At 58.7% G+C, this 20,570-nt stretch carries 20 protein-coding genes and 5 tRNA genes; 17 read left to right on the forward strand and 8 right to left on the reverse strand.

Annotation, left to right across the window (positions count from 1 at the left end):
* Nucleotides 1-103: 103 nt before the first annotated feature.
* From rluD to ACZRKZ_RS09895, 7 genes are all read left to right on the forward strand, one after another.
* Nucleotides 104-1,066: a 23S rRNA pseudouridine(1911/1915/1917) synthase RluD gene (gene rluD / locus ACZRKZ_RS09865; protein WP_133099967.1), complete on the forward strand. Its 963-nt coding sequence runs from the start codon at nucleotides 104-106 to the stop codon at nucleotides 1,064-1,066.
* Nucleotides 1,063-1,788, forward strand: a complete 726-nt coding sequence (gene pgeF, locus ACZRKZ_RS09870) for a peptidoglycan editing factor PgeF (protein ID WP_463981513.1) — start codon at nucleotides 1,063-1,065, stop codon at nucleotides 1,786-1,788. The genes rluD and pgeF overlap by 4 nt, the downstream gene beginning before the upstream one ends.
* Before the next feature lie 131 nt (nucleotides 1,789-1,919).
* Nucleotides 1,920-4,484 (forward strand): ATP-dependent chaperone ClpB, encoded by a 2,565-nt coding sequence (gene clpB, locus ACZRKZ_RS09875; RefSeq protein WP_463967250.1) that lies wholly within the window; start codon nucleotides 1,920-1,922, stop codon nucleotides 4,482-4,484.
* A 301-nt stretch (nucleotides 4,485-4,785) separates the two neighbouring features.
* Nucleotides 4,786-4,861, forward strand: a tRNA-Asn gene (locus ACZRKZ_RS09880).
* Nucleotides 4,862-4,870: 9 nt separating this feature from the next.
* Nucleotides 4,871-4,947: transfer RNA gene (locus ACZRKZ_RS09885), tRNA-Pro, on the forward strand.
* A 5-nt stretch (nucleotides 4,948-4,952) separates the two neighbouring features.
* Nucleotides 4,953-5,028, forward strand: a tRNA-Lys gene (locus ACZRKZ_RS09890).
* 96 nt (nucleotides 5,029-5,124) lie between these two features.
* A tRNA-Pro gene (locus tag ACZRKZ_RS09895) sits at nucleotides 5,125-5,201 on the forward strand.
* A gap of 252 nt (nucleotides 5,202-5,453) precedes the next feature.
* Here ACZRKZ_RS09895 and ACZRKZ_RS09900 read toward each other — a convergent pair.
* The 3 genes from ACZRKZ_RS09900 to ACZRKZ_RS09910 form a co-directional block, all read right to left on the reverse strand.
* Complete coding sequence (locus ACZRKZ_RS09900) at nucleotides 5,454-6,752, reverse strand: FAD-dependent oxidoreductase (protein WP_133099964.1); 1,299 nt, start codon at nucleotides 6,750-6,752, stop codon at nucleotides 5,454-5,456.
* Between the two features lie 60 nt (nucleotides 6,753-6,812).
* Complete coding sequence (locus ACZRKZ_RS09905; protein WP_149410815.1) at nucleotides 6,813-6,986, reverse strand: DUF3094 family protein; 174 nt, start codon at nucleotides 6,984-6,986, stop codon at nucleotides 6,813-6,815.
* An 89-nt stretch (nucleotides 6,987-7,075) separates the two neighbouring features.
* A complete protein-coding gene (locus tag ACZRKZ_RS09910) occupies nucleotides 7,076-7,705 on the reverse strand; it encodes a DUF1780 domain-containing protein (RefSeq protein WP_149410816.1) in 630 nt (209 codons plus the stop codon).
* Nucleotides 7,706-7,807: 102 nt separating this feature from the next.
* Between ACZRKZ_RS09910 and ACZRKZ_RS09915 the strand changes: the two genes are divergently transcribed.
* The 3 genes from ACZRKZ_RS09915 (at nucleotide 7,808) to ACZRKZ_RS09925 (ending at nucleotide 9,240) form a co-directional block, all read left to right on the forward strand.
* On the forward strand, nucleotides 7,808-8,275 hold the full coding sequence (locus ACZRKZ_RS09915; RefSeq protein WP_463981514.1) for an FAD/FMN-containing dehydrogenase: 468 nt from the start codon (nucleotides 7,808-7,810) through the stop codon (nucleotides 8,273-8,275).
* The gene (locus tag ACZRKZ_RS09920) at nucleotides 8,272-8,961 is read left to right on the forward strand and encodes an energy-coupling factor ABC transporter permease (RefSeq protein WP_463967248.1); all 690 of its coding nucleotides are present in this window, start codon (nucleotides 8,272-8,274) and stop codon (nucleotides 8,959-8,961) included. Before ACZRKZ_RS09915 ends, ACZRKZ_RS09920 begins: the two co-directional genes overlap by 4 nt.
* A gap of 63 nt (nucleotides 8,962-9,024) precedes the next feature.
* Entirely contained in the window at nucleotides 9,025-9,240 is a 216-nt protein-coding gene (locus tag ACZRKZ_RS09925) for a hypothetical protein (protein ID WP_463967247.1), read from the forward strand.
* On the opposite strand, the gene yacG is transcribed toward ACZRKZ_RS09925, so the two are convergent.
* Genes yacG through ACZRKZ_RS09945 form a run of 4 tightly spaced genes read right to left on the reverse strand, consistent with a single transcriptional unit; the run spans nucleotide 9,237 to nucleotide 12,137 of the window.
* Complete coding sequence (yacG, locus tag ACZRKZ_RS09930) at nucleotides 9,237-9,437, reverse strand: DNA gyrase inhibitor YacG (protein ID WP_149410819.1); 201 nt, start codon at nucleotides 9,435-9,437, stop codon at nucleotides 9,237-9,239. The two genes, ACZRKZ_RS09925 and yacG, sit on opposite strands and share 4 nt — an antisense overlap.
* Nucleotides 9,434-10,057, reverse strand: a complete 624-nt coding sequence (gene coaE / locus ACZRKZ_RS09935; protein WP_463967246.1) for a dephospho-CoA kinase — start codon at nucleotides 10,055-10,057, stop codon at nucleotides 9,434-9,436. Before coaE ends, yacG begins: the two co-directional genes overlap by 4 nt.
* A complete protein-coding gene (locus ACZRKZ_RS09940) occupies nucleotides 10,054-10,926 on the reverse strand; it encodes a prepilin peptidase (protein ID WP_463981515.1) in 873 nt (290 codons plus the stop codon). Before ACZRKZ_RS09940 ends, coaE begins: the two co-directional genes overlap by 4 nt.
* A gap of 2 nt (nucleotides 10,927-10,928) precedes the next feature.
* On the reverse strand, nucleotides 10,929-12,137 hold the full coding sequence (locus ACZRKZ_RS09945; protein WP_463981516.1) for a type II secretion system F family protein: 1,209 nt from the start codon (nucleotides 12,135-12,137) through the stop codon (nucleotides 10,929-10,931).
* Nucleotides 12,138-12,352: 215 nt separating this feature from the next.
* Here ACZRKZ_RS09945 and ACZRKZ_RS09950 point away from each other — a divergent pair, with 215 nt between their 5' ends.
* From ACZRKZ_RS09950 to ACZRKZ_RS09965, 4 genes are all read left to right on the forward strand, one after another.
* Entirely contained in the window at nucleotides 12,353-12,766 is a 414-nt protein-coding gene (locus ACZRKZ_RS09950) for a pilin (RefSeq protein ID WP_463967420.1), read from the forward strand.
* An 89-nt stretch (nucleotides 12,767-12,855) separates the two neighbouring features.
* A complete protein-coding gene (locus ACZRKZ_RS09955; RefSeq protein ID WP_463981517.1) occupies nucleotides 12,856-14,274 on the forward strand; it encodes an O-antigen ligase family protein in 1,419 nt (472 codons plus the stop codon).
* A gap of 39 nt (nucleotides 14,275-14,313) precedes the next feature.
* Nucleotides 14,314-14,386: transfer RNA gene (locus ACZRKZ_RS09960), tRNA-Thr, on the forward strand.
* Nucleotides 14,387-14,522: 136 nt separating this feature from the next.
* Entirely contained in the window at nucleotides 14,523-14,828 is a 306-nt protein-coding gene (locus ACZRKZ_RS09965) for a DUF6388 family protein (RefSeq protein WP_133099954.1), read from the forward strand.
* A gap of 120 nt (nucleotides 14,829-14,948) precedes the next feature.
* On the opposite strand, the gene nadC is transcribed toward ACZRKZ_RS09965, so the two are convergent.
* Nucleotides 14,949-15,797: a carboxylating nicotinate-nucleotide diphosphorylase gene (gene nadC, locus ACZRKZ_RS09970; protein ID WP_463967242.1), complete on the reverse strand. Its 849-nt coding sequence runs from the start codon at nucleotides 15,795-15,797 to the stop codon at nucleotides 14,949-14,951.
* Nucleotides 15,798-16,081: 284 nt separating this feature from the next.
* On the opposite strand from nadC, the gene ACZRKZ_RS09975 reads away from it, so the two are divergent.
* The 3 genes from ACZRKZ_RS09975 to ampE all read left to right on the forward strand — a co-directional run bounded on the left by ACZRKZ_RS09975 (nucleotide 16,082) and on the right by ampE (nucleotide 19,723).
* On the forward strand, nucleotides 16,082-18,265 hold the full coding sequence (locus tag ACZRKZ_RS09975; RefSeq protein WP_463981518.1) for a DUF1631 domain-containing protein: 2,184 nt from the start codon (nucleotides 16,082-16,084) through the stop codon (nucleotides 18,263-18,265).
* A 61-nt stretch (nucleotides 18,266-18,326) separates the two neighbouring features.
* Nucleotides 18,327-18,890, forward strand: coding sequence for a 1,6-anhydro-N-acetylmuramyl-L-alanine amidase AmpD (gene ampD, locus ACZRKZ_RS09980; protein WP_463967240.1), 564 nt, complete (start codon nucleotides 18,327-18,329; stop codon nucleotides 18,888-18,890).
* A complete protein-coding gene (gene ampE, locus ACZRKZ_RS09985; RefSeq protein ID WP_463981519.1) occupies nucleotides 18,887-19,723 on the forward strand; it encodes a regulatory signaling modulator protein AmpE in 837 nt (278 codons plus the stop codon). The genes ampD and ampE overlap by 4 nt, the downstream gene beginning before the upstream one ends.
* Nucleotides 19,724-20,570 lie beyond the last annotated feature (847 nt).

Raw genomic sequence — 20,570 nt, forward strand, 5'->3', positions numbered from 1 at the left:
CTGTTATGATGAGCGCCCCGTTGAAAGCCTCGGGGCAAAAGACGCCGTATTTAACCACAAGCGCGCAGCCGAAACCAAAGGCTGTGCCACGCCTAGTCTGAGCATGTCCGATAAAATTGAACTTAGCGCAGAGGTGCCGTCCGAATTGGGCGGCCAACGCCTCGATCAAGTCGCCGCACAATTATTCGCTGAGCACTCGCGCTCGCGCCTTTCCGCCTGGATCAAAGACGGCCGCCTGACTGTGGATGGAGCGGTTATCCGCCCGCGAGACATAGTCCATGGCGGTGCGATTCTTGAGCTGACTGCCGAGCAGGAAGCCCAGGGAGAATGGATCGCCCAGGACATTGAACTGGACATCGTCTATGAAGACGACGACATCCTGGTGATCAACAAACCCGCGGGCCTGGTGGTTCACCCGGCTGCCGGGCACGCTGACGGCACCCTGCTCAATGCTTTGTTGCACCATGTGCCGGACATCATCAATGTCCCGCGCTGCGGCATCGTGCATCGACTGGACAAGGACACCACCGGTCTTATGGTGGTGGCCAAGACCATTCAGGCGCAGACGCGGTTGGTTATACAATTGCAGAGCCGCAGTGTTAGCCGGATCTATGAATGCATTGTGATCGGTGTGGTAACGGCAGGTGGCAAGATCAACGCCCCTATCGGTCGCCACGGCCAGCAGCGCCAGCGCATGGCGGTGATGGAGGGCGGCAAGCAGGCCGTCAGCCACTATCGCGTGCTGGAGCGTTTCCGTTCCCACACTCATGTGCGGGTCAAGCTGGAAACCGGTCGTACTCACCAGATTCGGGTGCACATGGCCCACATCAACTTCCCGTTGGTCGGAGATCCGGCCTATGGCGGCCGCTTCCGTATTCCGCCGGCGGCCAGTGCGACCATGATTGATTCCCTGAAAACCTTCCCGCGTCAGGCGCTGCATGCGCGCTTCCTGGAGCTGGATCATCCGACGAGCGGTAAGCGGATGAGCTGGGAATCGCCACTTCCGGACGACTTTGTCTGGTTGTTGTCGCTGCTCAAGCAGGATCGTGAGGCGTTTATCGGATGAGTGACTGGCTGATTCCTGACTGGCCCGCGCCGGCCGGGGTGAAAGCCTGCGTCACCACTCGTTCAGGCGGCGTCAGTCTGGCGCCGTTTGACAGCCTCAACCTTGGCGATCATGTCGAAGACAGCCCCGAGGCTGTCAGCGAAAATCGTCGACGCTTGACCGATGTCTTCTCTATTCAGCCGGCCTGGCTGCGCCAAGTCCACGGTGTGGCTGTGGTCGAAGCCGATCCTGGCCGGATTGCCGAGGCCGATGGCAGTTGGACCAGCACCCCCGGCATCGCCTGCACGGCGATGACGGCTGACTGTTTGCCTGCCTTGTTTTGCAATCGCGCCGGTACTCGTGTCGCCGCAGCCCATGCCGGTTGGCGTGGCTTGGCGGCTGGTGTACTGGAAGCGGCCTTCGAAAGCCTGGAGGTTGCGCCTGCCGAAGTACTGGTCTGGTTGGGGCCGGCCATTGGTCCACACGCTTTTGAAGTCGGCCCGGAAGTGCGCGAAGCCTTCATGCAGCAATTGCCTATAACGGCTGAAGCTTTTGTTCCCAGCCGGAATTCGGGCAAGTTCATGGCCGACATCTACCAGTTAGCTCGCCTGCGCTTGGCCGCACGCGGCATCACCGCGGTATACGGTGGCGGTTTTTGCACTGTGACTGACCCTCGCTTCTATTCTTACCGCCGCAGTCCTCGCACCGGTCGGTTTGCCTCCCTTGTCTGGCTCGAACGCTAGACTCTTCTGCGCTACATCAATCCCGGGCAGCTTGAATCTTCCAGAATCGACCGCATCTATAGGGGTGTCTGGCAGGTTTCTTCATTCAGGATGTGTTTATAGCTCCGGCCTGCTCAAAAGGAAGGTGACTAATGCGTATTGATCGTTTAACCAGCAAATTGCAGTTGGCATTATCGGACTCTCAATCCCTGGCGGTTGGCCTTGACCATCCGGCCATCGAGCCTGCGCACTTGATGCAGGCGCTTCTGGAACAGCAAGGCGGCTCCATCAAGCCGTTGCTGATGCAGGTAGGCTTTGACATCAACAGCCTGCGCAAGGAGTTGAGCAAAGAGCTCGACCAACTGCCAAAAATCCAAAATCCTACCGGCGACGTGAATATGTCCCAGGACTTGGCGCGCCTGCTCAACCAGGCAGATCGCCTGGCCCAGCAGAAGGGCGACCAGTTCATCTCCAGCGAACTGGTGTTGCTTGCCGCCATGGACGAGAACAGCAAACTCGGCAAATTGTTGCTGGGCCAGGGCGTGAGCAAGAAGGCCCTGGAAAACGCCATCAACAACCTGCGCGGTGGCGAGGCGGTGAATGACCCCAATCATGAGGAGTCCCGCCAAGCCCTGGACAAATACACTGTCGACCTGACCAAGCTCGCTGAAGAAGGCAAGCTCGACCCGGTGATTGGCCGTGACGACGAAATTCGCCGCACCATCCAGGTCCTGCAGCGTCGCACCAAGAACAACCCGGTGCTGATTGGTGAACCTGGCGTGGGTAAAACCGCCATTGCCGAAGGGCTGGCCCAGCGCATCATCAATGGTGAAGTGCCTGATGGCCTGAAGGGCAAGCGCCTATTGTCCCTGGACATGGGCTCGCTGATTGCTGGCGCCAAGTTCCGTGGCGAGTTCGAAGAGCGTTTGAAATCTCTGCTTAACGAGCTGACGAAGCAGGAAGGGCAGATCATTCTGTTTATTGATGAACTGCACACCATGGTCGGCGCCGGTAAAGGCGAAGGCGCCATGGATGCTGGCAACATGCTCAAGCCAGCGTTGGCACGGGGCGAGTTGCATTGCGTCGGCGCTACCACGCTCAACGAATACCGTCAGTACATTGAGAAGGATGCCGCGCTTGAGCGCCGTTTCCAGAAAGTTTTGGTGGAAGAGCCGAGCGAAGAGGACACCATCGCAATCCTGCGGGGCCTGAAAGAGCGTTATGAGGTTCACCACAGGGTAGCGATCACTGACGGCGCGATCATCGCGGCGGCCAAGTTGAGCCATCGCTACATCACCGATCGTCAGTTGCCCGACAAGGCCATCGACTTGATCGACGAAGCGGCCAGCCGCATTCGCATGGAAATCGACTCCAAGCCGGAAGTGCTGGATCGCCTGGAGCGGCGCCTGATTCAACTTAAGGTTGAATCCCAGGCCCTGAAAAAAGAAAAGGACGAGGCGGCGATCAAGCGCCTGGAAAAACTCCAGGAAGAAATTGCCCGTCTGGAACGTGAGTATTCGGATCTCGAAGAAATCTGGACCTCGGAAAAAGCCGAAGTCCAGGGTTCTGCTCAGATTCAGCAAAAGATCGAGCAGTCCCGCCAGGAACTGGAGTCCGCCCGCCGCAAGGGCGATCTGAATCGCATGGCCGAGTTGCAGTACGGGGTGATCCCGGACCTGGAACGCAGCCTGCAAATGGTCGACCAGCACGGCAAAAGCGAGAACCAGTTGCTGCGCAGCAAGGTGACCGAGGAAGAAATTGCCGAAGTCGTCTCCAAGTGGACGGGTATTCCTGTGTCGAAAATGCTCGAAGGCGAGCGCGACAAATTGATGAAAATGGAAAGCCTGTTGCACCAGCGTGTCATCGGCCAGGAAGAGGCGGTGGTCGCGGTGTCCAACGCGGTACGGCGTTCCCGAGCCGGGTTGTCCGATCCGGACCGTCCGAGCGGCTCGTTCATGTTCCTCGGCCCTACCGGTGTGGGTAAAACCGAACTGTGCAAGGCCTTGGCCGAGTTTCTCTTTGATACAGAAGAGGCCATGGTGCGGATCGATATGTCCGAGTTCATGGAGAAACATTCTGTGGCGCGCCTGATCGGGGCACCACCAGGCTACGTGGGATACGAAGAAGGCGGTTACCTGACAGAAGCGGTACGGCGTAAGCCTTACTCGGTGATCCTCCTGGACGAGGTCGAGAAGGCCCATCCGGATGTGTTCAACGTGTTGCTGCAAGTGCTGGAAGACGGCCGTCTGACGGACAGCCACGGACGTACCGTGGATTTTCGCAATACGGTGATCGTGATGACCTCCAACCTGGGCTCGGCGCAGATTCAGGAGCTGGTGGGCGATCGCGAAGCGCAGCGCGCAGCAGTGATGGATGCGGTATCGACGCACTTCCGGCCGGAGTTCATCAACCGGATCGATGAAGTGGTGATCTTCGAGCCATTGGCCCGAGATCAGATTGCCGGTATCGCCGAGATCCAGTTGGGTCGCCTGCGCAGTCGTCTGGCGGAGCGCGAACTGGCGTTGGACCTGAGTGGCGAGGCGTTGGACAAGCTGATCGCTGTGGGCTACGACCCGGTGTATGGCGCACGGCCGTTGAAGCGTGCGATCCAGCGCTGGATCGAGAACCCGCTGGCGCAGTTGATCTTGTCGGGCAGCTTTATGCCGGGTACCAGCGTCACGGCAACTGTGGAACACGACGAAATCGTCTTTCACTAAGCCCGGACTGTATGGCTAATAAGAAGAGGCCCCGCACTGCGGGGCCTTTTTTTTCGATAGGGCGTTGAACTGTAAGGCAAAGGCTTGTAAAGTGCGCCCCGCAGTATGTCAGCCCAACGGTTTCTTCTCCCCAAGGAGAAATCTGAAACAAGTCGCAAATCATTGTCTTAAAAGCAATTTAAAGGGTTGACAGGGGTTTTTAAGATTGTAGAATAGCGCGCCTCGGAGGCACGAACGCAGCGATGCAATCGGGTCGAAGAGAAGGTAGTAAGCAGCAAAGTTTCACTTTGAAATATGTAGTTCCGTGATAGCTCAGTTGGTAGAGCAAATGACTGTTAATCATTGGGTCCCAGGTTCGAGTCCTGGTCACGGAGCCAATTTCAAACCGGGGTATAGCGCAGTCCGGTAGCGCGCCTGCTTTGGGAGCAGGATGTCAGGAGTTCGAATCCCCTTACCCCGACCATATTTGGGTCGTTAGCTCAGTTGGTAGAGCAGTTGGCTTTTAACCAATTGGTCGTAGGTTCGAATCCCACACGACCCACCATTTTTGAACCCAGTTAACGCTGGAATCGAATCTTAAGATCAGAGGCCAAAAGCACTGATCGTAGAAGGCGACTTGCAAAGGTCGCCTTTTTTTTACCGGGGTATAGCGCAGTCCGGTAGCGCGCCTGCTTTGGGAGCAGGATGTCAGGAGTTCGAATCCCCTTACCCCGACCATATTAAAAATCCTCGTATCGAAAGATACGGGGATTTTTTTTGCCTGCGATAGCGGTAAGGCAGCTGGCGAATACCCTGTGGCGAGGGAGCTTGCTCCCGTTGGAGTGCGGAGCACTCCTGGTGGTCGCGGTGATCTATCAGAAAGACCGCAGTGATTGGTTTTAGGGCTGCTACGCAGCCCCGCGCGGCGGTGCGGCGATCCGACAAGCCCGGCTCCCACAGAAGCCGGGCACTCCACATCGAACTGCGCTGTTAGTGCAACTTGAGCCTAGGCTCCGTACCGCGCCCAATCTTGCTGCCCAGCATCAACATCATGGTGCGGAAGAAGCCATACAGCGCCATCTGGTGCATGCGATACAGCGACACATAAAACATCCGCGCCAACCAGCCTTCCAGCATCACGCTGCCGGTCAGGTTGCCCATCAAGTTACCCACCGCTGAAAAGCGCGACAACGAGATCAGCGATCCATAGTCGGTGTACTTGTAGGTGGGCAGCGTCTTGCCTTCAATGCGCAATTTAAGCGATTTTGCCAGCAACGACGCCTGCTGGTGAGCCGCCTGCGCCCGTGGTGGCACGTTGCGGTCGGTACCCGGTTGTGGGCAGGCCGCGCAATCACCGAAGGCGAAGATGTTTTCGTCACGGGTGGTTTGCAGGGTCGGCAAGACCTGCAGTTGGTTGATGCGGTTGGTTTCCAGCCCGGCGATGTCCTTGAGAAAACCTGGTGCGCGAATCCCTGCAGCCCAGACCTTCAGGCTGGCAGGAATTACCTGGCCGCTGCTGGTGATCAGGCTGTCGGCGGTCACTTCACTGACTGCTGCATTGGTCAGCACCGTAACCCCGAGTTTCTCCAGGGTTTTATGCACTGGCCCGCCAATGCGTTCTGGCAGGGCAGGCAACACCCGTGGCCCGGCTTCAATCAGGGTGATGTGCATGTTTTCCGGTTTGATCCGGCCCAGGCCATAGGCTGCCAGTTCGTGGGCGGCGTTATGTAGCTCGGCAGCCAGTTCAACACCGGTCGCGCCGGCGCCGACGATAGCCACGCTGATCTGTTCCACTGCATCGGTCTGCCCGGCGTGGGCGCGCAAATAGTGATTGAGCAGTTGCTGATGGAAGCGCTCGGCCTGTTTGCGGGTGTCGAGGAACAGGCAGTGTTGCGCTGCGCCCTCGGTGCCGAAGTCATTGGTCGTGCTGCCGACGGCGATGACCAGGCTGTCATAGCTCAGCTCACGGGCGGGTACCAGTTCCAGGCCTTGTTCGTCGAGGGTGGCGGCCAGTTGGATTTTTTTCTGCTCGCGATCAAGCCCACTCATGCGCCCCAGCTGGAACTCGAAGTGGTTCCATTTTGCCTGGGCGACATAGTTGAGTTCATCTTCCGAAGAGTTCAGCGAGCCAGCTGCCACCTCGTGCAGCAATGGTTTCCAGATGTGGGTGAGGTTGGCGTCCACCAGCGTGATGCTGGCTGTGCCGCGCTTGCCCAGAGTCTTACCCAGGCGGGTAGCCAACTCCAGGCCGCCGGCGCCGCCGCCGACGATAATAATACGATGGGTCATGGGGATATCTCGCAAGGCTAAAAGAAATCAGTGCAGTTACCCGAGCGAGCGCCAGGCAGCTCATAGCGTCAGGTAACTCAAAAGGCGGCTCAGCAGACCCAGCCCGATCACTATCACCAGTACCACACCAAGGAGCAGCCACGGCCGGAAAGGCTTGCGCTCGACCTGGTTCTGGGACAGTTGCAGGTACTCTTCGACATGTTGTTGGTCGTCGGGGTTCAAGCGGCTGGTCATAAGAGCCTCGTCAGGTAGACGTTGCGAAAGGGCGCCACATTACAGCCGTGCGATTGGCGGCATTGCCAGCAGCATAGTCGTTGATCGGTTCACAGGCTGATGCCGACATCAAACACTATGCTGCGCCCCAGGTTGTTGCGCAAGAAATCCGGGGCTTCGGGGTGGGCGAACAGCACCCTGGCAAACGTTGGCCCCACCAATGACAAGGAGCGCCAACCCTGGCGCAGGTATTCGGTGGGTGGGGGGAAGTGGCTGTTGAGGTCCAGCACCTCACGCTTGAGGCTGGCGAAGGCGATGATATCCAGCTCCCCCAGGTCCATCCCGCGCTCCTTGTAGTTATGGGCTTTCTTGCGCAGGGTCGGTGCCAGCCGCAGCAGGAACTCATGGGCGGGAATACGTTTGGGCTTGGCCTCGCGCCGCACCAATTGGCTCAGGGAGAATGCGCTGCGCCGGCGCAACAGCTCGTCGCGCCATTCGTCATTGAGGCGCCGGCCCTCGTCGAGGACAAAAAACACTTCAAAACTGGCGTCGCGAAACAGCACGTCTGGGGGCTCTTGCCCGGCGGCATGAAACTCTTCGGCACGGTAGGGCACGTTCAAGCCTTGCAGCAGGCGCTGGCAGACCCAACGCTCACGCTCCCATTTGCGGGCATTGGACAGGAACGCGTTGGCTTGTTCGGCTGCTATGGTGAGCAGGCGCAAATAATCTGAGTCATCCATGGCTAAAGCTTAGCGTTCAAATGATGACCGCAGGAAGTCCCGCGTCAAAAGGTCGGTGTAGACTGGCCACTTGATAGCTATCCCTGGCATGAGGAGTATGTGGTGAAGTTTTTTGTCGTGGTGTTCTTGAGCCTTTTGCCCCTTTGGGCCCAGGCCGTTGAAGTGGGCGAACAAGTGGCGCCCTGGACCCTGCTCGATCAATTCGACGTGGCCTACACCCTCGATAACCAAGCGAAAATCTTGCTAGTGGCGCGCAGTATGGACGCCGCCAAACGGGTAGATGCGGCGCTGCAAGGCCGGCCCCAAGGCTATCTGGAGGCGCGGCATGTGGTGTTTGTTGCCGACATTCAGCGTATGCCCAGGCTGGTCGCCAAGTTGTTCGCGGTTCCGGCGATGCAGGCTTACAACTACCGCGTCATGCTCGATCGCGACGCGCGGATCGTTCCCCGTTATCCGGCGCCTGTGGATAAAGTGCTGTGGCTGCAACTGGACAACGGCAAGCTGGTGGCGCTACACGAATACAGCTCTGCCTCCGAACTGCGCCAAGCCCTGGAGCAGGTGAAACCGTGATCAGCGCAGCCGTGCTTGCGCCAGAAACCCTCATCATCGGCTGGCTGCTGTACGCCCCTGTGGTGATGTGGGCGGTCCTGCGTGCGCCCTGGGTCGAGCTGTTTGCTGACCGGCGACGTCAGCACCTGCTGTTTGGCACGGTGTTCGCGCTATTCATGTTGTGGCTGGTGCGGCGGGATTTCGACACTGGCGTGTCTTACCACTTTATCGGCATGACCGCCGTGACCCTGTTGCTCGACTGGCCCCTGGCAATCGTCGCAGGGCTGATCGCGCAAGTCGGCCTGGTGCTGCTTGGCCGCCAAGACTTGGCGGCGGTCGGGGTCAACGGCATGTTGCTGGTCCTGTTGCCGGTGTTGGTCACCGAAGCCTGTGCGTTGCTGGTGGAGCGAGCCCGGCCGCGCAATCCATTTGTGTACATATTCTGTTCCGGCTTTTTTGCGGCGGCTCTGTCGGCGTTGCTGTGCCTGTTGGTAGGGTTGGGGTTGTTGTGGTTTGACGGGCGCTTTGCGATGCCTGAATGGCTGGAGGATTTCGTCGGTTACCTGTGGCTGATCATTTTCCCCGAAGCCTTTATCAACGGCATGGTAATCAGTGCGCTGGTGGTGTTTCGCCCAGAATGGCTGGAAACCTTCAACCGCACACGGTACCTCTCGGCGCCCTGGAAGGATGACGATTCGCGGTCTTGATCCAGGTCAAATCCTGGGCAGGCAAGTGGTCTCATGCTCTGCGGAACTTCCAGGAGCACGATCATGAGTGTGTACGAGTGGGCACGGCAGGAGTTGCGCAGAAGCCAGGATGCGGCACAGGAAATCGGTTTTGAACCGGGTTTGAGCCTGCGCGCCCTGCTCAGTGCGGTGGTGCAGCAGAGCAAGGGCGTGCGTAGCGTCGAGGACCTGGCCGACGAGTTGCAATTTCTCGCGGAGAACCTCGACGATCAGCAGGATTACGGCTTTATGCGGCCTTAGTGTTTTGGTTGAAGGTCTTCAGAGAACAGCTCGTCCTCGGCGTCCGGGCTGAGCGCAATCTTGTGTTCTTCCGACGCCCAGGCACCCAGGTCGATCAGTTTGCAGCGGTCCGAGCAGAACGGCCGGTTGGTGTTGGTCTCTTTCCATTCCACGGGTGCGCCGCAGGTTGGGCATTCGACGGTCAAGGGTTGGCTCATGATCGGCCTCCACGCAAAGTAAGGTAAAAGTGGTGCAGTCGCTCGACCTCGCTGTGCAGCCAGGCCAGGTCTTGGTCATTGACCAGCACATCGTCGGCATGGCGCAAGCGGTCTTCCCGAGTGGCCTGGGCCTTGAGAATCGCCTGCACCTGTTCTTCGCTGATGCCGTCGCGCTGAAGGGTACGCTGAATCTGCAGCGATTGCGGCACGTCGATCACCAGGACTCGCTGAGTCATGGTGTACTGGCCGGATTCGATCAGCAGCGGCGACACCAGAATCGCATAAGGCGATTGGGCTCGCGCCAAATGGCTGCGAATCTCTTCGTCAATCAGCGGATGCAACAAAGCTTCCAGCCAGCGGCGTTCTGCGGGGACTTCGAAGATCCGCTTGCGCAGGGCTGCACGGTCCAGTTGGCCATCGGGCAGCAGAACATCTGCGCCAAAATGCTCGGCAATACTCGCCAGTGCCGGCCTTCCGGGTTCGACCACCCAGCGGGCAGCGTGGTCGGCGTCAATCAGGTCCACGCCAAGATCGACAAAGTGCTGGGCCGCCGCGCTTTTGCCACTGCCGATGCCGCCAGTGAGGCCAAGAATCCAGGGTGTTGCAACAGGAGTGGTCATCTGAAACCGACAGACTGCAAATAGAAGTCGGTTATTTGACCACCCCAGAGCAATGCAATCCAGCCGGCAATGGCCAGATAAGGACCAAAAGGCATAGGTGTCGACGTCTTGGCGTTACGTAGCCGTAGCAGGATCAGGCCCGTTATCGCCCCGACCAACGAGGCGAGCAACAGCGTCATCGGCAGGATTTGCCAGCCGCCCCAGGCGCCGAGCATGGCCAGCAGTTTGAAATCGCCATGGCCCATGCCGTCCTTGCCGGTGATCAGTTTGAACAGCCAGAACACCGACCACAGGCTCATGTAGCCAGCGACCGCGCCCCATAGCGCGTCAGGCGGCGACACAAGCAGGCCAAACTGATTGACGATCAACCCGAGCCAGAGCAGGGGCAATACCAGCACATCTGGCAACAATTGATGATCGGCATCGATCAAGGTCATCGCAATCAGGCCCCAGCTCAACAGCAATACCCCACCGGCCTGCCAACCGAAGCCGTAATGCCAGGCAATGAACGCCGAGATCAGCCCGCATGCCAACTCGACGAGGGGATAGCGTGCACTAATGGGATGATGGCACCCCGCGCAGCGACCTCTGAGCAGCAGGTAACTGAGCAGTGGAATGTTTTCCCAGGGGCGAATTGGCCGCGAGCAGTGCGGGCAACAGGAGTTGGGGTGCAGCAGGTTGTAGGTTGGGCTGCTTGGCTCCGGGGGCAGGCCCAGTACTTCATGGGCCTGCCCCCGCCATTCCCGCTCCAGCATCTTTGGCAGGCGCCACACCAGCACGTTGAGGAAACTTCCGATGATCAGGCCAAGCACCAGCGCGACCCATACGAACACCCACGGCTGGCCGGTCAGCACTTCGTTCAGTGGCATGCTCAAAACGCCGCGCCGAGTTGGAAGATTGGCAGGTACATGGCCACCACCAGAGCCCCGACAATGCCGCCGAGCACTACCATTATCAGCGGTTCCATGAGGCTGGTGAGGCTGTCCACCAGGTTGTCGACGTCCGCTTCGTAATGGTTGGCAACTTTTTCCAGCATGCTGTCCAAGGTGCCCGACTCTTCACCGATGGCGGTCATCTGAATAGCCATACCCGGAAACAGGCCACTGCAGGCCATGGTCTGGTTCAACTGCATCCCTGTTGATACATCCTGGCGCATACGATTGATTGCCTGTCTGAATAGTCCGTTGCCGGCGGCCCCTGCCACCGAGTCCAATGCCTGCGCCAGCGGTACCCCAGCCGCGAAAGTAGTGGAGAGCGTACGGGCATAGCGGGCGACGGCCGACTTTTTCAACAGTGTGCCTGTCAGTGGGATTTTCAACAAACTGGCATCCAGCCAGTGGCGAAAGCCGGGTGATCGGCGATGGATGTGGCGCAGGCCGAAAACACTGGTACCCAAGGCCAGTAGGAGCATCCACCAGGCTTGTTGCATGAATTCGGACAGCGCAATGACCATCAAGGTAAAAGCCGGCAACTGTGCATCCACCCCGGCAAAAAGCCCCTGGAACTGTGGCACGACATGGATCAACAGGATGGCGCTGACGACAGTGGCGACAACCAGCACTGCCAGCGGGTAAGTCATTGCCTTCTTGATCCTGGCCTTGAGTTGTTGGCTTTTTTCCAGATGGATCGCGACGCGCTCCAGCAGGGATTCCAGGGCGCCAGCCTGTTCACCTGCTGCGATCAGGTTGCAGTACAGCTCGTCGAAATACTGCGGTTTTTTAAAGAGGGCGACAGCCAGGCTGCTGCCGGCGGCGATCTCTTGCTTCAGTCCATGCACCAGCGAGCGCATGTGCCGGTTGTCGAAGCCTTCGCAGATGATGTCGAAGGCCTGCAACATTGGAATGCCTGCTCTCAACAGAGTCGCCAGTTGGCGAGTGAACAGGGCGATGTCGGCGGGGCTGATGGGGTGTCGGATGTTCGCAAGAATGCTGGACCTTTTCCATACCCGGCCGGGGCGGATTCCTTGCCGGCGCAACTGCGCCTTGATCAGGGCGCGATTGTGGCCACTGGTTTCGCCGGACACCTTGCGGCCGTTCTGGTGGGTGCCTTCCCAAGCGTAGATCACGGATACATCATTCATTTCGCACTACCGCACTCGGACAGGTGAAGATCTACAGCTTAGTCACCAGTGTGTGTCCGGCAGGAGGGCGGTAACTGAAAAAATGTCAGATTGTGCGTCTTGTGCGCGATTGGCCGGACGCGGGTGAGTACACTGGCGCGGTTGCTGAGGACAGGGCGCAGGATGTGCTTTGCTATGGGGGCGTGAGCCCCGTCTTATTCTGGAGAGTGAGTGTGATACGTCAGAAAGGCTTTACCTTGATCGAGTTGTTGATCGTCGTGGCGATCATCGGCATCTTGGCCACTATCGGGCTGCCCATTTATACCAAGCACCAGGCCAAGGCCAAGTTCACGGCGGGCCTGGCGGAAATTTCCGCATTGAAAGCAGGCTTTGAGGACACTCTCAACCAGGGGACGGCTCCGACCTTGGCATTGATCGGCGGCACCAGCCCGACGGCCAATTGCACGATCACCGTAACGGGTGACGTCGCCACGGGCGCCGGCTCGATTGCCTGTGAAATTATCAATGCCCCCGCGCCAGTCCTGGGCAAGACCATCACCTTGACCCGCGGTGCCACTACCGGCTGGAAATGTTCCACTACGTCCGATGATCAATACGCTGCAAAAGGTTGCATGGCTGGCGGGGCGTGACCATCAAGCCGGGCACCATTTACACGGCAATATAGATCCAGTGCGGGAGCCCGGCTCCCACACAATCCACAAGGACGTAGAGGTTGCCCATGACGTTATCCGTGCAGCAACGAGGAAGCGTTTTTCTGGTGGTGGCGCTGTGTCTTCTGGCGCTGGGCATCTATCCCTCGTTCAGCACCCATGACTTGCAGCGTACGATACAAATTGTCGTGGGCTTTTGCGCGTTGATTTATGGGCTGTCGGTTTCCTCGCTGGCTTGCAGGCAACGACTGGTCGACAGGCCCGCAGCTATAGGTCTGGCGGTGATTGTCGGGCTAGGCCTGGTCTCGTCGTTGTTGGCCCATCAGCCGTCCTGGGCGCTGACTGAGCTGGCGCTGGTAATCACCTGTGGTGCCATTGCTGCTGCTCTCGCCACGCTTAGGCGCAATGGCGACGAGTCCCTTGATCGGGCATTGGTCCTTTTCGTGTTGCTGCTGTGCCTGATCAAAAGCAGTCAGTATCTGTATGCCGGCGCTATCGCCTTTACCAGCGGCGAACCGGTGTTGAACACGGACCTGCTGCTGACAGGGTTTTCCAACAAGCGCTTTTATGGCCAGTTCCAGACGTTTACCTTGCCGTTGCTGGCACTTCCTCTGCTGGCCTCGGCTACCCGTCGTGCGGTACGAGGTTGGGTGTTCGCCTTGTTGTGTGTCTGGTGGCTGATCGCGATTAGTGGCGGCTCCCGCGGAACCTGGCTCGGCTTGGGAACTGCCGGGATAGTCCTGGCGTTTTTGGGCCCTTGGGGGCGTCGCTGGCTGGCTTGGCAATTGACTGCCCTGTGTTGCGCATTGCTGCTGTACTGGTTGTTGTTCGTCGCACTGACGGGGTATCTGGGGATTGAAGTAGACAATATCGCCGGCGACCGCCTGACCACCTCTCTTTCCGGGCGTGCCCCCATCTGGTGGCAGGCCTGGGACATGATCCGCGAGCGCCCGTTGCTGGGCTTCGGGCCGATGCATTTTGCCGATATCGCCAACGACATTGCCGCTCATCCGCACCAGGCGATTCTGCAATGGGCCAGCGAGTGGGGCGTGCCGTCGACCTTGTGCGTGGCCGGGTTGGCTTTGCGGGGGATCTGGCCGACCTTGAATGTGCTGCGTCAGCAGCGCAGCGTTATCGCCCCCGTAGACCTGCTGCGCCTGTGTCTATTTGCCGCGTTGATCGGCGCATTGACCCAAGCCATGGTTGACGGCGTGATAGTGATGCCAAACTCGCAACTGTGGCTGGCGCTGGTGGTTGGTTGGCTGATGGCCTTGCACCCGTGGCGAGCTTGCCCAAGCGCCACGATACCGCTGCTGTACTGGACGTGGACGGTGCTGATTGTCCTGTCTGTTGCATTGCTGGTGTTCGTCGCAATTAGAGATGTGCCTCACATCAATGAGCGTAACCAGCATTACGTGGGCGCGAGCAAAGTACATCTGCAGCCACGCTTCTGGGCCCAAGGGGTTATTGCACTCCCAAAGCAGTGAGTTGCCGGACGCTCAAGGCAGTGCTAGCTTTAGCCCACCGCCCGTGTAGCTCAGTTGGTAGAGCAGCGCACTCGTAACGCGAAGGTCGCAGGTTCGACTCCTGTCTCGGGCAAAAAGGCAACACAGTTTTCAGATGATCCCAGAATGGTTCTGAAGGCCAGACGAACCGGTATTCATGCCTGTTCTTTTGTATCTGCGCAACCTTGATGACCCAGATGCATCCCCATTCCTAGATCAAAGAGAACGACATGACCATAAAAGAAGTGACCCAGGAAGCGCGGCACGAACAAGCTCTCAAAAAGTACGTCGCAGAGTCGCCGGAACTCCTTGATGAGATCAAGGACCTGAGTGCCGATGATCAGAAGGACCAGATCCAATGGTCATTTGAGGATGAGGCCGAGGCCCAGGGGCTCCAACCGTGGGAGTTGACCCTCAAGTACACCTCCACTCCTGAAGAGTTCGAAGTGGCGCGCCTGGCCCTGCACAAAGAGGCTGCCGAAGTGCTGGGCGTCGACTGGAACGAGTACTGCGGGATGAATAACCTGGCGATTTGAGACGCCGTGGTAGGAGCGCGCTTGCTCGCGAGAAACCTGAGCGCCACGCGGGGTGCCAGGCTTCCCGCGTCATCGTTAATGCCCATCGCGAGCAAGCTCGCTCCTAGATGTTAAAGCTCCTCAGAGACTGAGGCGCATCGACAAATCCACGGCCTTCACATCCTTGGTCATTGCGCCAATGGATATGTAGTCCACCCCGGTTTCGGCGATGGGCAGCAATGTGCTTTCGTTGATCCCGCCGCTGGCTTCCAGTTTCGCCTTTGCGCCATTCAGGCGCACCGCTTCGCGCATGTCGTCGAGGCTCAATTCATCAAGCATGATGATATCGGCGCCCGCCGCCAGTGCTTCGCGCAACTCCTCCAGGCTTTCCACTTCGATTTCCACCTGTTTGCCCGGGGCGATCTTGTGGGCGGCGCTGATGGCCTGGGCAATGCCACCGCAGGCGGCGATATGGTTTTCCTTGATCAGGAAGGCGTCATACAAACCGATGCGGTGATTGTGGCAACCTCCGCAGGTCACGGCATATTTTTGCGCCAGGCGCAGCCCCGGCAGGGTCTTGCGGGTATCCAGCAGCTTGACCTGGGTGGTGGCGACAAAGTCCGCCAGGTATTGCGCACGGGTGGCAACACCTGACAGCAGTTGCAGGAAATTCAGTGCGCAGCGTTCACCGCTGAGCAGTGAACGGGCCGGGCCTTCAAGGTGAAACAGTGCCTGGTTGGGGCTCACGCGCTCACCGTCGCGCACCTGCCAATGCACGGCGACACGTGGGTCCAACTGGCGGAACACTGCATCGACCCAGGCCGTGCCGCTGATGACTGCGGCATCGCGGGTGATGATCGTAGCCTTGGCCAGCCGTTCGGCCGGGATCAGTTGCGCGGTGATGTCGCCGCTGCCGATATCTTCCAGCAATGCGCGGCGCACGTTGGCTTCGATTTCGGCGGTCAGGTCGGCAAGACGAAGATTGGGCATAACGGGCTCCACAAACAAAGTGGCTCGATTATAGGGGTATGGCAGCGCCTAACCCAAGGTGCCAAACCGCTGTACCACCGTTGCTGTCGCTACCTTATTACAAAGCAAGTACAGAGTTCGCTGGCGCAATAGTCCCCATTTGCAAGATAATCTTGCGCCTTGCAATTGGCGTCATAGCTTTGACGTCTCGGTGGTATCCCGATAATCGTAGTGCCCATGGGTCTTAATGCCCTTGGCTGTACCGATTTTTCACAAAACCGAACCCACCGTTTCAGGAGGCCAGGATGCACAATGACGGAAAGGTGGTGCCAATCAACAAGATCGCCGCGCAGGCGAAGCCTTCGCCGCTTGCCCACCTGCCAGTGATTTTGCTTCAGGTTCGTGACAAGGCGGTCCAGCAACTCAAGCAGGGTTTGCAGGAGCTGTTCGATAACGCCGACGACACCCTGTTCGAAATGGCCGACAAGGCCCGCAACAATGTTGACCAGAACATTTTCTTTGAAGCCATGCGAGACCTGCGCCTCAAACGCAAGAACTTCGAGCGTGGCTTTGTGGAGCAGCTCTTTGCAGCATTCATCAGCCTAGGGCAAGCCGGGCGGGGCGAGTTGCAATTGCTGCCGACGGTTTCCTACGATGCGGTACCCGGTGTGTCTGCGGACGATCTGGAGAAAGCCGTGGCCCTGGAGGCCATGCTCGGCAGGGTCCAGCGCCGTGATGGTTTGGCCCTTGGCCAATTGACTGCACGACTGGGGGCGCTGCTGGGCAAACATCTGGATGATCGTGAAAACCCCCTCGGCCCGGCGATGCTCTGCGAGTACTTCCTGCAGGCCGGGCGTAGTATGGGGGTGGAAATTCGAGTCAAGCTGATCATTCTCAAGCTGTTTGAAAAGTACGTACTCAGTGATGCCGATCAGTTGTATGGCGAAGCCAATCAACTGCTGGTGGCAACGGGTGTGCTGCCCGAACTCAAGACGGTGCCATCCCGGCGTATTGGTGAGGGCACCGCTCGGGTCTTCCCGCCAGCGGACGCAACGCCTGCTTGCGATTCCCAGGCCGACGAAGGCGAGCAGCAGGCCTTCGCTGCGCTGCAAAAATTGCTGTTCGCCGTGCGCGGCAGCGTCGCCCCGACCCTTGAAGCCAGCGCCCAGGCCCAACCGATTTCAACCCGTGATTTGCTGCGCCTGCTCTCCCATTTGCAGCAATACGTTCCGGAGCCGGCGGTCGAGGACGATTTCGACCTGCGCAGCCAGTTGGAAGAGTTGCTGACCCGCGTCAGTGTCAAAAGTGGCAAATCGCGAGTGGTCGACGTCGCCGACGAGGACGTGATCAACCTGATCGCGATGCTCTTCGAGTTCATTCTCGACGACCGCACCTTGCCCGACTCCCTCAAGGCATTGATTGCCCGCTTGCAGATTCCCATGCTGAAAGTGGCGGTGCTGGACAAGAGTTTTTTCAGTCGTGGCAGCCACCCGGCGCGACGGCTACTCAATGAAATCGGTACGGCCGCCATGGGCTGGGGCAAGCGCGACGACTATCAACGCGACAGCCTGTACCTGCGCATCGAACAAGTGGTGCAGCGGCTGTTGAATGATTTTGTCGATGACCCAGCGATTTTTTCCGAGTTGTTGCTGGAGTTCACCACCTTTACCAGCGATGAGCGACGTCGCAGCGAATTGCTCGAGCAGCGTACCTGCGACGCCGAAGAAGGCCGGGCCCGCACCGAACAGGCCCGCCAGCGGGTGGCCTATGCCCTCAACCGCAGGCTGCTGGGCAAAGTCTTGCCGCAAGTAGTGGTGCAGTTCCTGCAACAGGCCTGGAGCCAGGTCCTGTTGCTGGCGTGCCTCAAGCACGGTGAACAGTCGCCGCAATGGCAGGCCGGGTTGCAGACCATGGACGAATTGATCTGGAGTGCGGGCCTTCGCGAAGACACCGAGGCCGGGCGCCATCTGCTGGAGCAACTGCCGGCGCTGCTCAAGGCCCTGCGCGATGGCTTGAGCGGGGCTGCGCTCGACTCCTTTATTACCCGTGAATTCTTCACCCAGTTGCAAGCGCTGCATGTGCAGTCGTTCCAGGGCATCGGGGCGGGGCAATCGCCACAGCCGATTGGGGCCCTGTTCGAGGTACGCGAAAAAATTGTGCTGAGCCCTGTCTTGCCGATCGATACGGTGAGCCTGCCGGATGATGATCCCGACATGCTCAAGGTTCGCCAATTGCGCATCGGCAGTTGGGTCGAGTTCCAGGAAGATGAAGAAAACACCCTGCGTTGCAAGCTGACGGCGATTATTGCGCCTGCCAACAGCTACATTTTTGTCAATCGCACGGGGCTCAAAGTGTTGGAGAAAACCTGCACGCAGTTGGCCCTGGAGTTCAAGCGTGGTGGGGTGCGGACCCTTGACGACGCGCTGTTGTTCGACCGGGCACTCGCCTCGGTGATTGGCAACCTGCGCCAACTCAATCGCGCCAAGTGATCGCAACCACAGGGTGGATCGCGGCATACTGGGCCATCCCAGCCTTGCTCAAGGAACCTATATGCAGTTGGACCCCTCCAGTGGTTGGTGCCAGGGCATTCGTCATTGCCCATCGCCCAACTTTAATGAGCGCCCCAGCGGCGAGATTTCCCTGTTGGTGGTGCATAACATCAGCTTGCCGCCGGCGCAGTTTGCCACCGGTAAAGTGCAGGAGTTTTTCCAGAATCGCCTAGATGTCACGGAACATCCCTACTTTGAAGGAATCGCCGACCTACGGGTTTCTGCGCACTTTCTGATTGAGCGCGATGGTGCGGTGACGCAGTTTGTCTCGTGTCTGGACCGTGCCTGGCATGCGGGGGTGTCGAGCTTCGAGGGGCGCGAGATTTGCAATGATTTTTCCCTGGGAATTGAACTGGAGGGGACGGACGATCTGCCCTTTAGCGATGCCCAGTACCAATCCTTGATCGAGCTGAGCCGTCAATTGCTGGTTGCCTACACGGGCATTACGCGCCAGCGCATTTGTGGTCACAGTGATATCGCCCCGGGACGCAAGACAGATCCAGGACCGGCTTTTGATTGGGCGCGTTTTCGCAGCGCCTTGCAGGATGGAGGACAAGCACAATGAGTTTTCTGGTGTTGGTGTTGGCTGTATGGATTGAGAAGTTCTCGGCCTTGCGCCAGCGGGTACAGCGTGACGGCGGTTGGTTGCGAGAGTTGGCCAGGCTGGAATCCAGTGCGCGATTGGGCAAACAGCCTTGGTTGATCCTGGTGTTGTTGGTGCTGTTACCCGTAGCGCTGCTGGGTTTGTTGCTGCTGATGCTGGAGCCGGTGGCCTATGGTTTACTGGCGTTGCCGGTACACCTGCTGGTGGTGATCTACAGCCTGGGGCGGGGCGACTTGCTCGCCGGGCTGGGGCCGTTTCGCGATGCCTGGCGCCGTAGCGACCTGCAAGCGGCTGAACATGTTGCCGAGCGTGACCTGGGTGTTGGCGCGGACAGTGGCGAACAACTGCTGGAGCGGGTCCAGGGCCATTTGTTGTGGCAGGCCTATCAGAGTTTCTTTGCTGTTATTTTCTGGTACTTCCTTCTCGGCCCAGTGGCGGCGCTGGCCTATCGTTTGTTGGCGCTGACGACTGAGCACGGGAAAAACCCCCTGGTCGTGGAGCGTGCTGGGCAGTTGCGTCATGCCTTCGACTGGTTGCCGGTGCGCTTGCTGGCGGCGAGTTTCGCTCTGGTAGGCAATTTTGTCGCGGTCAGCAGGGTCATGCTCCATGAGCTGCTGAACTGGGACATCAGTGCCGCTCAATTGGTGGAAAAGGTCGGCCTGGTAGCTGGCGAAATCCCGCCGCCGGTGGTGGGCGCTGACGGTATCAACAGCCTGGACCGTATCTGGGAGCTGCTGCTACGCGCTGCAGTGCTGTGGTATGCCGGGTTTGCCATCTGGACCGTGTTGCCCTGAGTTGATATTGAAGCAGGCACGGTCAGTGTGAGAGCTGGCTTGCCTGCGATGGTCGTTAACCTTAAGTTACAAAACTCCCCTTCAAATTGAGCTATACAGATAGAGCGCCAAATAGTGGCTATCTGCCGCGGCCCTGCGCCTCAATAAAAATAAAAGAAAAGGGAGTTCACCTTTGAATAGCTTGCTCTATCCCGTCATCGCGTTGATGAACCGTTTGAGCTTCGGCATGAAGTTCAGCTTGATCAGCGTGCTGTTTTTCCTGCCCATGCTGGTGACCAACTATTACCTGGTGCGCGATTCCTGGCGCGAGTTTCAGGGCACGCAGATTGAGCTGCAAAGCCTGGACCTGTTGGGCAGCAGCCTGACCCTGCGCCGTGACCTGGAAACCCTGAATAACCAAGTGCAGATCAACGCGACGCTGGGTCAATCAGGCAAGGCCGGTGATATCGAAGGCAAAATCAGCGCCCTGGAACAGAGCGTGCTGGAACGCCTGCAAGGCTTTAAGGCGATGGCGGCCGATCCCGAACAAATCGCGGTGTTTGAAGGCAAGCGCGACGAGATGATCGCCGCTTTCAAGGCCCAGCAAACGGAATCCTCTCTGCTGAGCAAAAGTGCGCTGATCGGCAAACTCCTCAATAAGGCGCAGATGCTCAGCCAGATCATTGCCAGCCAGTCAGGCTTGAGTCGTGATCCGCAAAGCGACCTGCGCCAACTCAGCGAATTGATCACCAGCGTTACCCCGCAAGTCACCCAGACCCTGGGCGAAGGCCGGGCGATGGGCGCTTATTCCCTGGGCCAGGGTTTTCTCAACTCCTCTTCCAGCACCCGCTTTGACGAGTTGTTGCAG

This window comes from Pseudomonas sp. c313, assembly GCF_055407145.1.